18 protein-coding genes are annotated in these 17,048 nt (G+C 59.3%); 12 read left to right on the top strand and 6 right to left on the bottom strand.

All coding sequences use genetic code 11. From position 1 onward, the window contains the following. Positions 1–221: 221 nt before the first annotated feature. Positions 222–1,442, bottom strand: a complete 1,221-nt coding sequence (locus H8F23_RS25105) for a CaiB/BaiF CoA transferase family protein (protein ID WP_194936174.1) — start codon at positions 1,440–1,442, stop codon at positions 222–224. A 13-nt stretch (positions 1,443–1,455) separates the two neighbouring features. Continuing rightward, positions 1,456–2,637 (bottom strand): acyl-CoA dehydrogenase, encoded by a 1,182-nt coding sequence (locus H8F23_RS25110; protein ID WP_007953903.1) that lies wholly within the window; start codon positions 2,635–2,637, stop codon positions 1,456–1,458. A 157-nt stretch (positions 2,638–2,794) separates the two neighbouring features. Here H8F23_RS25110 and H8F23_RS25115 point away from each other — a divergent pair, with 157 nt between their 5' ends. The 11 genes from H8F23_RS25115 (at position 2,795) to H8F23_RS25165 (ending at position 12,931) form a co-directional block, all read left to right on the top strand. Continuing rightward, positions 2,795–3,694 carry a LysR family transcriptional regulator gene (locus tag H8F23_RS25115; RefSeq protein ID WP_194936175.1) on the top strand — a complete coding sequence of 300 codons (900 nt, stop codon included), beginning with the start codon at positions 2,795–2,797 and terminating at the stop codon, positions 3,692–3,694. A gap of 433 nt (positions 3,695–4,127) precedes the next feature. After that, a complete protein-coding gene (locus H8F23_RS25120; RefSeq protein WP_122604768.1) occupies positions 4,128–5,249 on the top strand; it encodes a Re/Si-specific NAD(P)(+) transhydrogenase subunit alpha in 1,122 nt (373 codons plus the stop codon). A 15-nt stretch (positions 5,250–5,264) separates the two neighbouring features. Beyond that, positions 5,265–5,585 carry an NAD(P) transhydrogenase subunit alpha gene (locus tag H8F23_RS25125; protein ID WP_003187417.1) on the top strand — a complete coding sequence of 107 codons (321 nt, stop codon included), beginning with the start codon at positions 5,265–5,267 and terminating at the stop codon, positions 5,583–5,585. Continuing rightward, the gene (locus H8F23_RS25130) at positions 5,585–7,018 is read left to right on the top strand and encodes an NAD(P)(+) transhydrogenase (Re/Si-specific) subunit beta (RefSeq protein ID WP_007911651.1); all 1,434 of its coding nucleotides are present in this window, start codon (positions 5,585–5,587) and stop codon (positions 7,016–7,018) included. The genes H8F23_RS25125 and H8F23_RS25130 overlap by 1 nt, the downstream gene beginning before the upstream one ends. A gap of 214 nt (positions 7,019–7,232) precedes the next feature. Continuing rightward, complete coding sequence (locus tag H8F23_RS25135; protein ID WP_123593397.1) at positions 7,233–8,726, top strand: acetyl-CoA hydrolase/transferase family protein; 1,494 nt, start codon at positions 7,233–7,235, stop codon at positions 8,724–8,726. 322 nt (positions 8,727–9,048) lie between these two features. Next, complete coding sequence (locus H8F23_RS25140) at positions 9,049–9,264, top strand: DUF1127 domain-containing protein (RefSeq protein ID WP_007911656.1); 216 nt, start codon at positions 9,049–9,051, stop codon at positions 9,262–9,264. Positions 9,265–9,522: 258 nt separating this feature from the next. Further along, complete coding sequence (locus H8F23_RS25145; protein WP_194936176.1) at positions 9,523–9,732, top strand: DUF1127 domain-containing protein; 210 nt, start codon at positions 9,523–9,525, stop codon at positions 9,730–9,732. A 134-nt stretch (positions 9,733–9,866) separates the two neighbouring features. Next, complete coding sequence (locus H8F23_RS25150) at positions 9,867–10,184, top strand: DUF2388 domain-containing protein (RefSeq protein ID WP_093429471.1); 318 nt, start codon at positions 9,867–9,869, stop codon at positions 10,182–10,184. A 107-nt stretch (positions 10,185–10,291) separates the two neighbouring features. Continuing rightward, a complete protein-coding gene (locus H8F23_RS25155) occupies positions 10,292–10,609 on the top strand; it encodes a DUF2388 domain-containing protein (RefSeq protein WP_099757646.1) in 318 nt (105 codons plus the stop codon). Positions 10,610–10,652: 43 nt separating this feature from the next. Further along, positions 10,653–10,973: a DUF2388 domain-containing protein gene (locus H8F23_RS25160; protein ID WP_007911662.1), complete on the top strand. Its 321-nt coding sequence runs from the start codon at positions 10,653–10,655 to the stop codon at positions 10,971–10,973. Next, positions 10,970–12,931 (top strand): DUF7844 domain-containing protein, encoded by a 1,962-nt coding sequence (locus H8F23_RS25165; RefSeq protein ID WP_194936177.1) that lies wholly within the window; start codon positions 10,970–10,972, stop codon positions 12,929–12,931. Before H8F23_RS25160 ends, H8F23_RS25165 begins: the two co-directional genes overlap by 4 nt. Positions 12,932–12,978: 47 nt before the next feature. Here the strand turns inward: H8F23_RS25165 and H8F23_RS25170 are convergent, their stop codons facing one another. The 3 genes from H8F23_RS25170 to trpB form a co-directional block, all read right to left on the bottom strand. Beyond that, a complete protein-coding gene (locus tag H8F23_RS25170) occupies positions 12,979–13,434 on the bottom strand; it encodes an anti-virulence regulator CigR family protein (RefSeq protein WP_194936178.1) in 456 nt (151 codons plus the stop codon). 122 nt (positions 13,435–13,556) lie between these two features. Further along, positions 13,557–14,369, bottom strand: coding sequence for a tryptophan synthase subunit alpha (gene trpA, locus H8F23_RS25175; RefSeq protein ID WP_194936179.1), 813 nt, complete (start codon positions 14,367–14,369; stop codon positions 13,557–13,559). After that, on the bottom strand, positions 14,369–15,601 hold the full coding sequence (gene trpB, locus H8F23_RS25180; protein WP_194936180.1) for a tryptophan synthase subunit beta: 1,233 nt from the start codon (positions 15,599–15,601) through the stop codon (positions 14,369–14,371). The genes trpA and trpB overlap by 1 nt, the downstream gene beginning before the upstream one ends. Positions 15,602–15,715: 114 nt before the next feature. On the opposite strand from trpB, the gene H8F23_RS25185 reads away from it, so the two are divergent. Next, the gene (locus tag H8F23_RS25185) at positions 15,716–16,633 is read left to right on the top strand and encodes a LysR family transcriptional regulator (RefSeq protein WP_194936181.1); all 918 of its coding nucleotides are present in this window, start codon (positions 15,716–15,718) and stop codon (positions 16,631–16,633) included. Here the strand turns inward: H8F23_RS25185 and H8F23_RS25190 are convergent. Continuing rightward, entirely contained in the window at positions 16,606–16,932 is a 327-nt protein-coding gene (locus H8F23_RS25190; RefSeq protein WP_007911686.1) for a DUF883 family protein, read from the bottom strand. The genes H8F23_RS25185 and H8F23_RS25190 overlap by 28 nt on opposite strands. Positions 16,933–17,048: the final 116 nt, after the last annotated feature.

Here is a 17,048-nt window from a genome sequence, read left to right on the forward strand (position 1 = left end):
ATGAACTGAAGCAACCTGCTGCCGAAACCTGCATAACTCATTGAATCTCAAGGAGTTTTCCGTTTCGACTGCGCCGGAAGTGGGGCGAATTATAGACATCCTGAATCTGCCGTCAACCGTTAATTTCACTTTTCTTTCAATCACTTGCAGGTTGGTTGAAAAACAGTCAACCGCTTCCCTATATAGGAAGCAAACGCTGCGCTTCTATATAGAAGGAATGTCTACAGCACTCCAGCAGCCTTCAAATCAGCCACCGCGCCCGCCCCCATCCCAAGCACCCGCTGCAAAACATCCAACGTATGCTCACCCAACAAGGGAGGCGCCCGACGATACTCAACCGGCGTCTGCGATAAACGAATGGGGCTGGCTACCTGAGGCACCATACCCGCCAACCCATGCGGCATCTCTATCGCCAAACCACGCGCCTTGACCTGAGGATCCTCAAACACTTGCGACAAATCATTGATTGGCCCGCACGGCACGCCCGCCTGCTCCAGCTGAGCAACCCACTCGGCAGTCGTCTTGAACACGGTTGCCTGACGAATCAAAGGAATCAGCTCCGCGCGATTCGCCACCCGCAACTTATTGGTCGCGAAACGCGGATCATCCGCCCACTGCGGCTGCCCCGCCACTTCGGCAAACTTGCGGAACTGCCCGTCATTACCCACGGTGAGGATGAAATCACCATCGGCCGTAGGAAAATCCTGATAAGGCACGATGTTCGGATGCGCATTGCCCAAGCGCTTCGGTGCGTTGCCCGTTGTCAGGTAGTTCATCGCCTGGTTAGCCAGACACGCCACCTGGACATCCAGCAATGCCATGTCGATGTGCTGCCCACCACCGTCGTGATCGCGATGAGCCAGTGCAGCCAGAATGGCTACCGTCGAATACAGACCGGTGAGAATATCCGTCAGCGCCACACCAACTTTCACCGGACCGGCCCCCTCATCACCCTCAGGACGTCCAGTCAGACTCATCAGCCCACCCAGCCCCTGAATCATGAAGTCATAGCCGGCGCGCTTGGCGTACGGCCCGGTCTGGCCGAATCCGGTAATCGAGCAATAGATCAGGTCCGGATTGATCGCTTTCAGCGATTCGTAGTCCAGCCCATACGCCGCCAGACCACCGACCTTGAAATTCTCAATGAGGATGTCCGACTTCGCCGCTAGCTCGCGCACCAGTTTCTGACCTTCGGGCCGCGTGAAATCGATGGTTACCGATTGCTTGTTGCGGTTGGCCGACAGGTAATAAGCCGCTTCCGACGTATTCTCGCCGTAAGTGTCTTTAAGGAAGGGCGGCCCCCAGGCGCGCGTATCATCACCATTGCCCGGGCGTTCGACCTTGATCACTTCGGCGCCAAGGTCGGCGAGGATCTGCCCGGCCCACGGCCCGGCCAACACGCGCGATAAATCCAGTACCCGCAGATGCGACAGCGCGCCCATGGTCGCTCTCCTGTTAATAGAACGCCTGCAGACCGGTTTGCGCACGCCCAAGGATCAGCGCGTGAACGTCATGAGTACCTTCATAGGTATTCACCACTTCCAGGTTGACCAGATGACGGGCCACGCCGAATTCGTCAGAGATGCCGTTACCACCCAACATGTCGCGCGCCATACGGGCAATGTCCAGCGACTTGCCGCAGGAGTTGCGCTTCATGATCGAAGTGATTTCGACCGCAGCAGTGCCTTCATCTTTCATACGCCCCAACCGCAGGCAGCCTTGCAGGGCCAAGGTGATTTCGGTCTGCATGTCTGCCAGTTTTTTCTGGATCAACTGAGTGGCAGCCAATGGGCGACCAAACTGCTGGCGATCGAGGGTGTACTGACGAGCGGTGTGCCAGCAGAACTCGGCAGCGCCCAGTGCGCCCCAAGAAATGCCGTAACGCGCCGAGTTGAGGCAGGTGAACGGACCTTTCAGGCCACGCACGTCCGGGAAGATGTTCTCTTCCGGCACAAACACGTTATCCATAACGATTTCACCCGTGATCGACGCACGCAGGCCGACCTTGCCGTGAATCGCCGGAGCGCTCAGGCCTTTCCAGCCTTTTTCCAGGACGAAACCACGAATGTCACCGGCATCGTCTTTGGCCCAGACCACGAACACATCGGCGATCGGGCTGTTGGTGATCCACATTTTCGCGCCGGTCAGGCTGTAGCCGCCGTCGACCTTACGTGCACGAGTGATCATCGCGCCCGGGTCGGAGCCGTGGTTGGGCTCGGTCAGACCGAAGCAGCCGATCCATTCGCCGGAAGCCAGCTTCGGCAGGTACTTCTGCTTTTGCGCTTCAGTACCGAATTCGTTGATCGGCACCATCACCAGCGACGACTGCACGCTCATCATCGAGCGGTAGCCGGAATCGACACGCTCGACTTCACGGGCAATCAGACCGTAGCTGACATAGTTCAGACCGCTGCCGCCGTACTGTTCAGGGATGGTGGCGCCCAACAGACCGACTTCGCCCATCTCGCGGAAGATCGCCGGGTCGGTTTTCTCATGACGGAATGCTTCAAGGACACGCGGTGCGAGGCTCTGTTGAGCAAACTGCTCGGCGGTGTCGCGGATCATGCGCTCTTCTTCGGTGAGCTGTTGATCCAGCAGCAGGGGATCGATCCAGTTGAAGCTAGCTTTACCGCCCATGAGTCTGTCCTCGCAAATCGGTGAATTAACGTGGCATTGATCCTAGGCGCGGTTCGCCGTCGCGGCAAACGAGGATTTAGCATTCTGTTGTGCTAATTTCTCACTCCGAAACGTCGCGGAATGCCTTTTATGCGGCACATTAGTGAGGTTGACGTACATGCGCAGGAAGATCCCCAGCACCACCGCCCTGATCAGTTTCGAGGCTGCTGCGCGCCACGAGAGCTTTACCCGCGCCGCCGAAGAACTTTCCCTCACCCAAGGCGCCATTTGTCGACAGATTGCCAGCCTTGAGGAGTTCCTCAGCGTGGAACTGTTCCGACGTTCGCGACGTGGGGTGAAGCTGACCGAAGCGGGACTTTCCTACAGCCGTCGAGTCGCTACGCAACTCGATGCAGTCGAGCGCGACACACTGTCAGTGATGGGCCAGCAAGGCACCAACGTAATCGAACTGGCGGTGGTGCCGACCTTCGGCACGCAATGGCTGCTGCCACGTCTGAAGGATTTCCAGCACAAGCATCCGGAAGTCACGGTCAACCTGACCAACCGCACCCGGCCCTTTCTGTTTGCCGATACCGAATTCGATGCGGCGATCTACTTCGGTGATGCCGATTGGTCCGGTACCGAATCCCACAGGCTGATGGGCGAGAATCCGATGCCGGTGTGCAGCCCTGCCCTACTCGGCAACAAGACGCTTCTGACAGCCGCAGCCATCGCCGAACTGCCGCTGCTGCAGCAGACCACCCGACCTTACGCCTGGCGCCAGTGGTTCAACTCGCAACACCTGAATATCCCCCGCGACATGACGGGCCCGCGCTACGAGCTATTCTCCATGCTCGCCCAGGCAGCCATGCACGACATGGGCATTGCGCTGATTCCACCGTTCCTGATTCAGCGCGAGCTGGCCGAGAAACGCTTGGTGATTGCAAACCCGCAGGCGCTTTCCAGCATCAAGGCCTACTACCTGATGATTCCTGAGCGAAAGGTCGAATCAGCGTCATTAAAGGCATTTCGTGACTGGCTGGTAACTCAGGCACAGAGCTACAGCCTAGAAGGGTAAAGGCTTACAACGTTATCTAACCCCGTAGTCAGGAAAACAAAAGCCCTACAGATATAAGTATTTGTCGCAATTCAACAGACTGTATCCGAAAGTCGTACAGACGTCCCACAAGCGCCTATCGACGTGGCTTTGAGCCTTCATCGGCGACTCATTACTGCCTATTCACGCCACCGATGAGAAATTTTTCCATATTCAGCCAGAATCCTTACAGGGCACGGCCTGCAAGGGTTTGCGCTGGCCGCTGCGACATTCGGTCACGGGATGACTTGTAGTTAATTTTCCGTCACCCGTCATAATCCCTTGAAGGGCATAAAGTTCGCCTGCAAAATGCCGCGCCCCGCCCTGATTTGGCGGGATCGTGCTGATCGGCCGCCCCAGTCGCACCATCCGTAGTGCATGGGTTTACTCAATAAGATCACGCAGGAGATTTGACGTGCACATTGGTGTTCCTCTCGAAACCCAGACCGGTGAAACACGGGTTGCTGCAACCCCGGAAACCATTAAAAAGCTGATCAGCCAAGGTCATAAGGTCACTGTGCAAACCGGCGCCGGCGTTAAAGCCAGTGTGGTCGACAGTGCCTATGAAGCGGCAGGCGCAACCATTGGCAGTGCCAATGACGCGTTTGGCGCCGAGCTGATTCTCAAAGTGGTCGCGCCAAGCGATGCCGAACTGACGCTGATCAAGCGCGGTACGGTGCTGGTCGGCATGCTCAACCCGTTCAACAACGAAACCATCGCGAAGATGGCCGAGTGCGGGATTACCGCGTTCGCCCTCGAAGCGGCGCCGCGCACCTCGCGCGCGCAGAGTCTCGATGTGTTGTCGTCACAGGCGAACATTGCCGGCTATAAGGCTGTGTTGCTGGCCGCCCACCATTACCCTCGCTTCATGCCGATGCTGATGACCGCTGCGGGCACCGTGAAAGCGGCGCGCGTGCTGATTCTTGGCGCCGGTGTGGCCGGGTTGCAGGCAATTGCCACGGCGAAACGTCTGGGTGCGGTGATCGAAGCGTCCGACGTGCGACCGGCGGTAAAAGAGCAAATCGAATCCCTCGGGGCGAAGTTCGTCGATGTGCCTTACGAGACCGATGAAGAGCGTGAATGCGCCGTCGGTGTCGGCGGTTACGCGCGACCAATGCCGGCGAGCTGGATGCAGCGTCAGGCGCAGGCCGTGCACGAGCGCGCCAAGCAGGCTGACATTGTCATCACCACCGCGCTGATTCCGGGCCGCAAGGCACCGACGCTGTTGAGCGCGGACACCGTGGCGCAGATGAAACCGGGCTCGGTGGTCATCGACCTCGCCGCTGCTCAGGGCGGCAACTGCCCGTTGACCGTGGCCGATCAGGTCGTGGTCGAAAATGGCGTGACCATTTGCGGCCCAACCAATCTGGCCGGTGAAGTCGCTGCAGACGCCTCGGCACTGTACGCGCGCAACCTGCTGGACTTCCTCAAGCTGGTGTTCACCAAAGAAGGCCAGTTCGACGTCAACCTCGAAGACGACATCGTCGCCGCGTGCCTGATGTGCCGCGACGGCCAAGTCATCCGCAAAAACGCCTAAGCAGGGATTCAGACGATGGAAGAGCTTATCTCCCCCGGTATCTACAACCTGATCATCTTCGTGCTGGCGATTTATGTCGGTTACCACGTGGTCTGGAACGTTACACCTGCGCTGCACACACCTTTGATGGCGGTAACCAACGCCATCTCCGCGATCGTGATCGTCGGCGCCATGCTCGCGGCCGCACTGACCGTCACGCCGCTGGGCAAAACCATGGGCACACTCGCCGTGGCACTGGCTGCGGTCAACGTGTTCGGTGGCTTCCTGGTGACCCGCCGCATGCTTGAGATGTTCAAGAAGAAAGCCCCGAAAGTAAAAGAAGAGGCGCCGAAGTAATGAGCATGAATCTCGTCACGACGCTCTACCTGATCGCGTCGATCTGCTTTATCCAGGCCCTCAAAGGCCTGTCGCACCCTACCACCTCGCGACGCGGCAACCTGTTCGGCATGCTCGGCATGGCGCTGGCGATCCTGACCACCGTCGGCCTCATCTACAAGCTGGGCGCTGAGCTGGCCACTGCCGGTATCGGTTACGTCATCGTTGGTCTGCTGGTCGGCGGCACCGCCGGTTCGATCATGGCCAAACGCGTTGAAATGACCAAGATGCCGGAACTGGTCGCCTTCATGCACAGCATGATCGGCCTTGCGGCAGTGTTCATTGCCATCGCCGCTGTGGTGGAGCCGCAATCGCTGGGCATCGTCAAGCAACTGGGCGACTCGATTCCGGCAGGCAACCGTCTGGAGCTGTTCCTCGGCGCCGCGATCGGGGCGATCACCTTCTCCGGTTCGGTGATTGCGTTCGGCAAGCTCTCGGGCAAATACAAGTTCCGTCTGTTCCAGGGCGCCCCGGTACAGTTCGCTGGTCAGCACAAGCTGAACGCCGTGCTGGGTCTGGCGACGCTGGCACTGGGCCTGACCTTCATGTTCACCGGCAACCTCACCGCGTTCGCGCTGATGTTGGCGCTGGCGTTCGTGATGGGTGTGCTGATCATCATCCCGATCGGCGGCGCCGACATGCCGGTCGTGGTGTCGATGCTCAACAGCTACTCGGGCTGGGCGGCGGCGGGTATCGGCTTCTCGCTGAACAACTCGATGCTGATCATTGCCGGTTCGCTGGTGGGTTCGAGCGGCGCGATCCTGTCGTACATCATGTGCAAAGCGATGAACCGTTCCTTCTTTAATGTATTGCTCGGCGGTTTCGGCAACACGGCCGACGCAGGTCCTGCCGGTGCGAAAGAAGCACGTCCGGTGAAATCCGGTTCGGCTGACGACGCGACCTTCCTGCTGACCAACGCCGACACCGTGATCATCGTCCCGGGCTACGGTCTGGCAGTGGCACGTGCGCAACATGCGCTGAAAGAGCTGACCGAGAAGCTGACCCACCGTGGCGTGACCGTGAAGTACGCGATCCACCCCGTGGCGGGCCGTATGCCGGGGCACATGAACGTTCTGCTCGCCGAGGCCGAAGTGCCTTACGACCAGGTGTTCGAGATGGAGGACATCAACTCCGAGTTCGGTCAGGCCGATGTGGTGCTGGTGCTCGGCGCGAACGACGTGGTTAACCCGGCTGCAAAGAACGATCCGAAATCGCCGATTGCCGGCATGCCGATTCTCGAAGCGTTCAAAGCCAAGACCATCATCGTCAACAAGCGCTCGATGGCCAGCGGCTATGCCGGTCTGGACAACGAGCTGTTCTATCTGGACAAAACCATGATGGTCTTCGGCGACGCGAAGAAAGTCATCGAAGACATGGTCAAAGCGGTCGAGTAATTCCCCGCTGCAATACCAAACGCCCCGACTTGTCGGGGCGTTTTTGTTTGCGCAAACAGTCGGACAATTTGCCGCGTTGTTGCAGATCCAGTAACGGTGTTTTACTTCAAACCCGCTAAATAGACGCCTCGTTTGCGACCTTGGTAGCGGGACAGGCGCTCGTCAAATTCACTAGACTGCGCATCCTGCTACTCGCTTCCCGAGATAATAATCCATGTACCGTGACCGTATTCGCCTGCCTTCGTTGTTGGATAAAGTGATGAGCGCCGCCGACGCAGCCGCTTTGATTGAGGACGGCATGACCGTCGGCATGAGCGGATTTACTCGTGCTGGCGAAGCCAAAGCCGTCCCTCATGCACTGGCCGAGCGGGCCAAGGTCACGCCGCTGAAGATCAGCCTGATGACCGGCGCCAGCCTGGGCAACGACCTCGACAAGCAACTGACCGAAGCCGGCGTGCTGTCGCGGCGGATGCCGTTCCAGGTCGACAGCACCTTGCGCAAGGCAATCAATGCCGGCCAGGTAATGTTCATCGACCAGCATCTGTCGGAAACCGTCGAGCAACTGCGCAACCAGCAACTGAAGCTGCCGGACATCGCGGTCATCGAAGCTGTGGCCATCACCGAGCAAGGCCACATCGTGCCAACCACTTCCGTAGGCAACTCGGCGAGCTTTGCGATTTTCGCCAAACAGGTGATCGTTGAGATCAATCTGGCGCACAACGCCAACCTCGAAGGCCTGCATGACATCTATATCCCGACCTATCGCCCGACGCGCACGCCGATCCCGCTGGTAAAAGTAGACGACCGAATCGGCAGCACGGCGATTCCGATTCCGCCGGAAAAAATCGTCGCCATCGTGATCACCCAGCAGGCGGACTCGCCGTCTACCGTGTCGTCGCCGGACGTCGACACCAACGCCATTGCCGATCACCTGATCACCTTCTTCAAGCAGGAAGTCGACGCCGGGCGCATGACCAACAAGCTCGGCCCGTTGCAGGCGGGGATCGGCAACATTGCCAACGCGGTAATGTGCGGTCTGATCGATTCGCCGTTCGAAGACCTGACCATGTACTCCGAAGTACTGCAGGATTCGACCTTCGACCTGATCGACGCCGGCAAGCTGAGCTTCGCTTCGGGCAGCTCGATCACCCTGTCGGAGCGCCGCAACAGCGACGTGTTCGGTAACCTGGAGAAGTACAAGGACAAACTGGTACTGCGTCCGCAGGAAATCTCCAACCACCCTGAAGTGGTGCGCCGGCTGGGCATCATTGGCATCAACACAGCGCTGGAGTTCGACATCTACGGCAACGTCAATTCCACCCACGTCTGTGGCACGCGGATGATGAACGGCATTGGTGGTTCTGGCGATTTCGCACGCAACGCGCATCTGGCGGTGTTCGTGACCAAGTCGATCGCCAAGGGCGGGGCGATTTCCAGCGTAGTGCCGATGGTCAGCCACGTTGACCACACCGAGCACGATGTCGACATTCTGGTGACCGAAGTGGGTCTGGCTGACTTGCGCGGCCTGGCGCCACGGGAGCGTGCACGAGTGATCATCGATAACTGTGTGCATCCGGACTTCCGTCAGGCGCTGAATGATTACTTCACGAAGGCCTGTGCTATCGGTGGCCACACCCCGCACATCCTGCGTGAAGCTTTGAGCTGGCACATGAACCTGGAAGAAACCGGGCGCATGCTCGCTGTCTGATTCACACAGATAAACCGCCGACGCAAACACAGTTTGCGTCGGCGGACTTTCTCAAGTCTCCCGCCCTTACAAAAACTGTACTGCTGTACCGGTCATTTCCTACAGGCTTTGCCTATCTTTCTGAGTGAATCGAGTAGAAATGCACCACTTGAGTGCAGACAGGTACAGTTTGTTCAATTTTGACCCGTACACCCCCTATAAACAGTTAACTGGTCACTCACAATACAGTTGAACTGTATCTAGAGAGACTTGGCAAACGAGAGGATCATGGGCACCAGTCAAACCACTACCTGATCCCGCCACAAGCGGAAGGATGTCAACCATGGAACGTACACTCAGTTCCGAACTGTTCTTCGAAGACAAAGCTGTAAACACCCAGGCTTCCCTGCCTCTGCGCGTTATCGCCAACCTGATGTTGTGGCAGCGCCGCATCTCCAGCCGCCATCAACTGGCTCGTCTGGATTCGCGTCTGCTGGCTGACGCCGGTATCAGCGAAGCACAACGCTACGAAGAGCTGAGCAAGCCGTTCTGGCGCTAAGTAGCGTCGCTGGCTCTGGTCGTTAGACCCACCGCCAGCAACCCGAATTGATCAAACGAAACCCGTCGTGGGAAACCACGACGGGTTTCGTCGTTTCCGGGAGCAAAAAATCCCGGTACACCTGCTGATACCGACGACCGGTACAGTTTTATTTAATTTCAATCTGAGCCAGTACAATTTTGCTCGAGTGTATCTGCATCTCTGTCTATCACAGGCTCAACATGACCTCCCGCCTTCTCCGGTGAAAGGAATACGCCCATGAAAGACTTACAGGATGTTTCAGAAACTTCGAGCCTTCCGGTTGCTCGCCGGAACGCTCTGCGGCGCTTGTTTGGCGGTCTTTGGGAGTACCTGGAGCGCGCCAGAACGCGGCGACTGCTGGCTCAACTGGATGGCCGTGACCTCGCCGATCTTGGCCTCAGCCACGCCGATCGCCTCCATGAGCTGGATAAGCCGTTCTGGCGCTAGCATTTTGCCCACTGTGCGAACCTCGCAAAGCAGGCCTAATATCCACGCAGAACGTGGCGAATACTGTGTCACTGGCGTCTGACTCCTCAGATACCGAGCCACCTCTCAATACGGTTTATCCAAAGGAGTTACCCATGTCCCGTCTTCGTTTGCTCAGTGCTGCCGCCCTGCTGGCCGTGGCTGCCAACGCCAGCGCCACCAGCTTCATCGTGACCACCGACGCTGTTGTCGGTGCACTGAAATCCTCGTCCGACGCCACCTCCGACGTTTCCTCGTCGTTCCGTGATGACAAAATCGTCCTCGCCGCCCGTGACGACGCTGCCAGCTTCGTGGCCAGCGAAGGCGAAATCCGTGGTGTGAAACTGGAAAGCGCGCTGGATCACATTCGTCATCAGGCCCCACAGCTACAAGCTACCGACGCGCAGTTGGCTCAAGCCATCCTGACGATCTAAGCGCCTGACACCGTTCGGGACACGCCGGTCGTGTCCCGATGTTTCGGCGCTGGCTCTGGTCCGGGCATTGCGCTAGCCTTTGGGCTCGCTAACCAATACCGAGTCTCATGCGTTTTCTTTCAAATTTGCTGATCCCTTCTGTTCTGCTAACCGCTGGCTGGGCTACGTCAGTGGACGCCTTCGATGCTTTTAACGCGTCGACCCAAGGCACCGTCGTCAGTGGTTACGCCACCAGCATGGTGTCTTCCGCACCGTTCGACCGTAAACTGCTGCTCGCGGCCCACGATGACGCCGCCGCATTTGTTGCCAGTGACGGTGAATGGCGTGGTGCTCGACTGGAATCCGCGCTGCATTACCTGCGCAAAACCCGGCCGAAACTTCATGTCAGCGACCTTGAACTGGCAGAGGCAATTCTCGTCCAATAGTTATCCTGTACCCCTGTTATCCTTGCCCTTCCGGAGTCGTTCCATGCGTAGCCCGCTGATTGCTGCCGCCCTTGGCCTGTTTTTGTTGGCCGACGTGGCCCAGGCGCACACCCTGGTAGCCACCAGTAACATCATCGTTCGTGCCTCCCAGCGCACTATCGATTTCACTTCCGACACCACCACGTCGATCCGCGATTCGAAAATCATCCGCGAAGCACATGATGATGCCGCCAGTTTCGTCGCCACTAACGGTGATATCCGTGGCGCGCATCTGGAAGCCGCGCTCAACACCCTGCGCACCCGTGTGCCGGAAGCGCGCGACGCCAGCGATCAGGTTCTCGCCGAAGCCATCCTCGCACTGTGAAGTCACTCGGCACCTGGCTGCTGGCCGGGGCGTTGTTGCTGCTTGGCAACAGCGCCCACGCCGGCCTGCAATTGCGGCTCAAGACTGACGGTCTGAGCCCCGCCCAACAACAGGCCAGCCAGGCGCTGATCGATGAGGCGATGCAAAAGCTGCCGCCGAGCTTTATCGAGCGGCTGGATCGGCGCATCGATGTCGGCTGGACCGACGACATGCCCGCCAACGCCTACGGCCAGGCCACGCTTGTTGCCGAACTCGATCTGAATCGCAAACTGCTGGCCAGCCTCACTGACGGCAGTGCAGCCAAAGAAAAAACCAATCGCCCCCACGGCACTGTGCGCCAGGAATTGCTCGCCACGGTATTGCACGAAATTACCCACATTTACGATCGCGCGCGTTTGTGGCCGGACGCCGAGCGCACGCTAATCCAGCGCTGCACCCGCCGCTTCAACAGCGCTGGGCTGATCGGCATTCCCGATGAGTGTCGCGGCCAGAACGGCCGGCGTTTCACCCTCAGTGATGACCCACGCCTGCTCGATCTCGCCGGTTGGCAGCAATACGTCGGCCGTCGGGGTGAGCGCGAACAACACAACCGCCAGATCGCGCGCAGCCCGGACCTGTACGAAATCTCCAGCCCCAAGGAGTTCGTCGCGGTCAACATGGAGTATTTCCTCCTCGACCCGAGCTACGCCTGCCGCCGCCCGGCGCTGTATCGCTATTACCAGCAGCACTTCGGCTGGGCGCCACCGGCCAAGGACACCTGCAGCAAGACGTTCTCGTTCCTCAATGCCGGCAACGACTTCGCCAAGCAACCTTTGGGGCAGGTCGATCCCGAGCGGGTGTATGCCGTTGACTACCTGCTGGCCGAGGCCAATCAGAACTGGGTCAGCCGCTGGGGCCACAGCATGTTGCGCCTGGTGATCTGCGCACCGGGTCGCCCGCGCGGGCCGGATTGCCGACTCGATCTGGACCAGCATCTGGTGTTGTCCTACCGCGCCTTTGTCGGTGATGTACAGCTGTCGAGCTGGGACGGACTGGTCGGCAAGTACCCGTCGCGCCTGTTCGTGCTGCCGCTCGCGCAGGTCATCGACGAATACACCAAGACCGAACTGCGCAGCCTCGCTTCCGTGCCGCTGAACCTGTCACGGGACGAGATCGAAGGCGTGGTCGAACACGCCGCCGAAATGCACTGGAGCTACGACGGCAACTACTTCTTCCTCTCCAACAACTGTGCGGTGGAAGGTCTGAAGCTGTTGCGCAGCGGCAGTGACAACAGCCAGTTCGTGGGTCTGGACAGCATCATGCCCAATGGCTTGCTGGAAGTGATGAAGGGCCGTGGTCTGGCGGACACCAGTGTGCTGGATGATCCGAAAGAAGCGTTGCGTCTTGGCTACCGCTTCGACTCGTTCCGTGATCGCTATCAGGCCATGTTCGATGTGCTGAAGAAGCAATTGCCGATCAAACAGAACACCGTCGAGGAATGGCTTTCGCTGACAGCCGAAGAACGCCGTGAGTGGTTTGAGCGCGCCGACTTGCGTACCAGCGCCGCCCTGCTGCTGTTGGAGCAGGCGAGCTATCGACGCCAGTTGTTGCTGGCTCAGGATGAGGTCAAGCAACGCTACCTCGGCGCGCGGGAGCTGGAAAACGGCGGCATGGACAAGGCCAACGCGACCTTGCAGGAAATCCTCGCCAACAGCGGGTTCCTTAGCCGTCCGGCGGAATTGCTCGATTCCAAGGGTTACGGATTGCCGCAGCCAACCGAGTTCAGTCGACTCGAAGCAGAGAGCAGTCAACGGCAGAAGAAGTTGCTCGCGCTGTCGGGTGATCTCGACGCCGAAGTGCGCAAGTTGCTGGAGTCCAAGCGGGCTGCGGAAATTGCGGCCAGTGAGGAGAACGTGAAGCAGATCGGCGCGCATCTGCGCAAACTGCACAAGGCCTCCGGCGGATTGGAGCTGCCCTGAAAAAAAGACCGCAGCCAATGGCTGCGGTCTTTTTTATTGCCTGCAGATCAATACAAAACGCCATCGAGAATTTCGTAGACGATCCCGGTGCCCACCGCGATCAGCACAATATCCCCACCCGCCCGGCGCCATTCGTAACCTGGGTACACCGGCAGACGACCTAACGCCCGATTATCCAGACGCTCGCCGTAATAGCCGTGCGGCAACGGCCGGCCACGCTCCAGATGAATCCCCGGAGGCGGCGGTGCGCCGCGCACGAAGTAGCCATGGTTATCGCGAATGGTCTGGCGCACCGGGCCGAAGTCGTGCGGCGGCGGGCCGCCACGGTGATCGTTTGGCGGGCCACGATGATCATCGCGATGATCATTACCATGGTTGTTGTATTGGCCCTGCTGTGGGCCGCCGTGGTCGTGATCGTCGCGCGGATCGGCGCTGGCCAGCAGCGGTGTCACGCTGATCATCAGCACGCCCAGTCCGGCCATCAGACGTTTCGGCATTTTCATCGGGTATTTCCTCACGGCACAAACAGCAAAAAGGGATTCAGAACGTGGTTCTGAATCCCTCGGTCTTGCTGGATTAGTCTGTGTCGCGAGGCGCTAATTCCTCTGTATCAGGAACTTTACCTTCAGCTGACGCGGGCCTTACGCACGCCTTCGGAGAGAGCCGAGCACAGGCTCAGCACGCCGTCGATGGCCTGGTCGGGTGTGGTCGCGTTGGCGATGTGATCGATCAATGCCGAACCCACCACCACACCGTCGGCCAGACGCGCGATGGACGCCGCTTGCTCCGGCGTGCGGATGCCGAAACCGATGCTGATCGGCAGATCGGTATGGCGACGTAGACGGGTCACCGCCTCTTCAACGTGCTCCAGCGTCGCCGCGCCGGCACCGGTCACACCGGCGACCGACACGTAGTAAACGAAACCGGAACTGCCATTAAGCACCTTCGGCAGACGCGCATCGTCGGTGGTCGGCGTGGTCAGGCGGATGAAGTCCAGACCCGCAGCCTGCGCCGGGTCGCACAGCTCGGCGTTGTGCTCAGGCGGCATGTCGACCACGATCAGGCCATCGACGCCAGCCTCTTTCGCATCGGCGATGAAGCGCTCAACGCCGTACATGTGGATCGGGTTGAAGTAGCCCATCAGCACCAGCGGGGTGTCGCTGTTGCCCTCGCGGAACTCGCGAACCATTCGCAGGGTTTTCAGCAGATTCTGCTTGGCGCCCAACGCACGGATGTTCGCCAGTTGAATCGCCGGGCCGTCGGCCATCGGGTCGGTGAACGGCATGCCCAACTCGATCACGTCGGCGCCAGCACCCGGCAAGCCTTTGAGGATCGCCAGCGAGGTGTCGTAGTCCGGGTCACCGGCGGTGACGAAGGTCACCAGCGCAGCGCGGTTCTGTTCTTTGAGGTCGGCAAAACGGGTTTGCAGGCGGCTCATCAGTGTTTCTCCTGCTTAGACTGTTCCATATGGTGCATGACGGTCTGCATGTCTTTGTCACCACGGCCGGAAAGGTTGACCACCATCAGGTGATCCTTCGGCAGCTTCGGTGCACGTTTGAACACTTCAGCCAAGGCGTGGGCGCTTTCCAGGGCAGGAATGATCCCTTCCAGGCGGCAGCATTTGTGGAACGCATCCAGCGCTTCGTCGTCGGTCACCGAGGTGTACTGAACGCGGCCGATGTCATGCAACCACGCGTGTTCAGGACCAATGCCTGGGTAATCGAGGCCGGCGGAAATCGAGTGGGCGTCGATGATCTGGCCGTCGTCGTCCTGCAGCAGGAAGGTACGGTTGCCGTGCAGCACACCCGGAACGCCGCCATTCAGGCTCGCCGCATGCTTGCCGGTTTCAATGCCGTAACCGGCGGCTTCAACACCGATGATCTCAACGCTCTTGTCGTCGAGGAACGGGTGGAACAGGCCCATCGCATTGGAACCGCCGCCGATGCACGCCACCAGGCTGTCCGGCAGACGACCTTCCTGAGCCTGCAACTGATCGCGGGTTTCCTTGCCGATGACGGCCTGGAAGTCGCGAACCATTGCTGGATAAGGGTGCGGGCCGGCCACGGTGCCGATCAGGTAGAACGTGTTGTCGACGTTGGTCACCCAGTCACGCAGGGCTTCGTTCATCGCGTCTTTAAGGGTGCCGGTGCCGGCCACGACCGGAATTACCTCAGCGCCCAACAGCTTCATGCGAAAGACGTTGGCCTGCTGACGTTCGATGTCAGTGGTGCCCATGTAGATCACGCAGTCCAGACCGAAACGTGCGGCGACGGTGGCAGTGGCCACGCCGTGCATGCCGGCGCCGGTCTCGGCGATGATGCGTTTCTTGCCCATGCGCCGTGCCAGCAGGATCTGGCCGATGCAGTTGTTGATCTTGTGCGCGCCGGTGTGGTTCAGCTCTTCACGCTTGAGGTAAATCTTCGCGCCGCCGCAGAACTCGGTCAGGCGTTCGGCGAAGTACAGTGGGCTCGGACGCCCGACGTAGTCACGCTGGAAGTAGGCCAATTCTTCTTTGAACGCCGGATCTTCCTTGGCCGCTTCGTATTCGCGGGCCAGGTCGAGGATCAACGGCATCAGGGTTTCCGCCACGTAGCGGCCACCGAACGAACCGAACAGGCCGTTGGCGTCAGGGCCGTTACGCAGATCAGAGGTGTTCAAAGTCTGGGTCATGAGTTGCTCCAGGTGAATTCGGGTGAGAAGACAATGACGACCACTCTACCCCTGACCTTCTATGCTGAAAACCGATAAGATCGCCACAACCTGTCAGGAAAACTCACAGATACCATGAGCCAAGACCTTCCCCCGCTGAACGCCTTGCGTGCGTTCGAAGCCACCGCCCGGCTGAATAGCGTCAGTCAGGCTGCCGAACAGCTGCACGTCACCCATGGCGCGGTCAGTCGTCAGCTCAAGGTGCTGGAAGAACACCTTGGCGTCAGTCTGTTCGCCAAGGATGGGCGCGGCTTGAAACTCACAGATGCCGGTATACGTTTACGCGATGCCAGTGGCGAGGCGTTTGATCGCTTGCGCAGTGTTTGCGCTGAACTGACGCAAAGCACGGCGGATGCGCCGTTTGTACTCGGCTGCTCTGGAAGCCTGCTGGCGCGCTGGTTTATTCCGCGCTTGGGGCGGTTGAATGCCGAGCTGCCGGATTTGCGTTTGCATCTATCGGCGGGTGAAGGCGATCTCGATCCAAGACGTCCGGGGCTGGATGCTTTGCTGCTGTTCGCCGAGCCGCCATGGCCGGCAGACATGCAGGTTTACGAATTGGCTGCAGAACGCATCGGCCCGGTCATGAGTCCGCTGTTCAGTGGTTATCAACGTCTGCAAACCGCGTCAGCCTCGGCCCTGCTCAATGAGCCGCTGCTGCACACAACTTCTCGCCCACAAGCTTGGCCAAGCTGGGCACAGCAAAGCAACCTCGACGCAAAAGCGTTGAAGCTCGGGCAAGGTTTCGAGCATTTGTATTATTTGCTGGAAGCAGCGGTCGCTGGTCTCGGCGTAGCCATCGCGCCGGAGCCGCTGGTGACGGAAGATTTGAAGGCCGGTCGCCTGGTTGCGCCATGGGGCTTTTGTGAAACCCCGGCGCAACTGGCGTTATGGCTACCCAAGCGCGCCGCAGACGGGCGCGCCCGGCAACTGGCGCAATGGCTCAAGAACGAGCTGCGCCAGACGGATCACTCGCCGCGCTTGAACAGCAAGTAAGCCGCCAGCAGACCGATTGCACCGACGGCCACACCGGCCGTCGTCCATGGATGTTCCTGAGCGTAATCACGGGTGGCGATCCCGGTTTCGCGGGTTTTCACTTTGACTTCTTCATAGGCATCGCTGAGCAGATGGCGCGAGTGCTTCAGCGCACTTTCGGCATTGCTTTTCAGCGCCTTGAGGGTCTTGCGCGACTCGTCCGAAGCGTCGTCCTTCAAGCTTTCCAACGATTTGAGCAGACTCTCGATCTCGGCTTCCATGCTTTGCAACGAGGCTTTACGTAAAGAGGTGTTGGCCATGGTGGCTCTCCTGCATTGGTGATGAGTGGCGTGTGTTGGTTGGGACTTCAGCGGTTTGAGAAAGTGCAGAAAATCTGAACTTCGCCTGCGCGATGCCGCCGAAATCAACAGTGCAG

This window comes from Pseudomonas neuropathica (assembly GCF_015461835.1).
GTDB classification, from domain to species: Bacteria; Pseudomonadota; Gammaproteobacteria; order Pseudomonadales; family Pseudomonadaceae; genus Aquipseudomonas; species Aquipseudomonas neuropathica.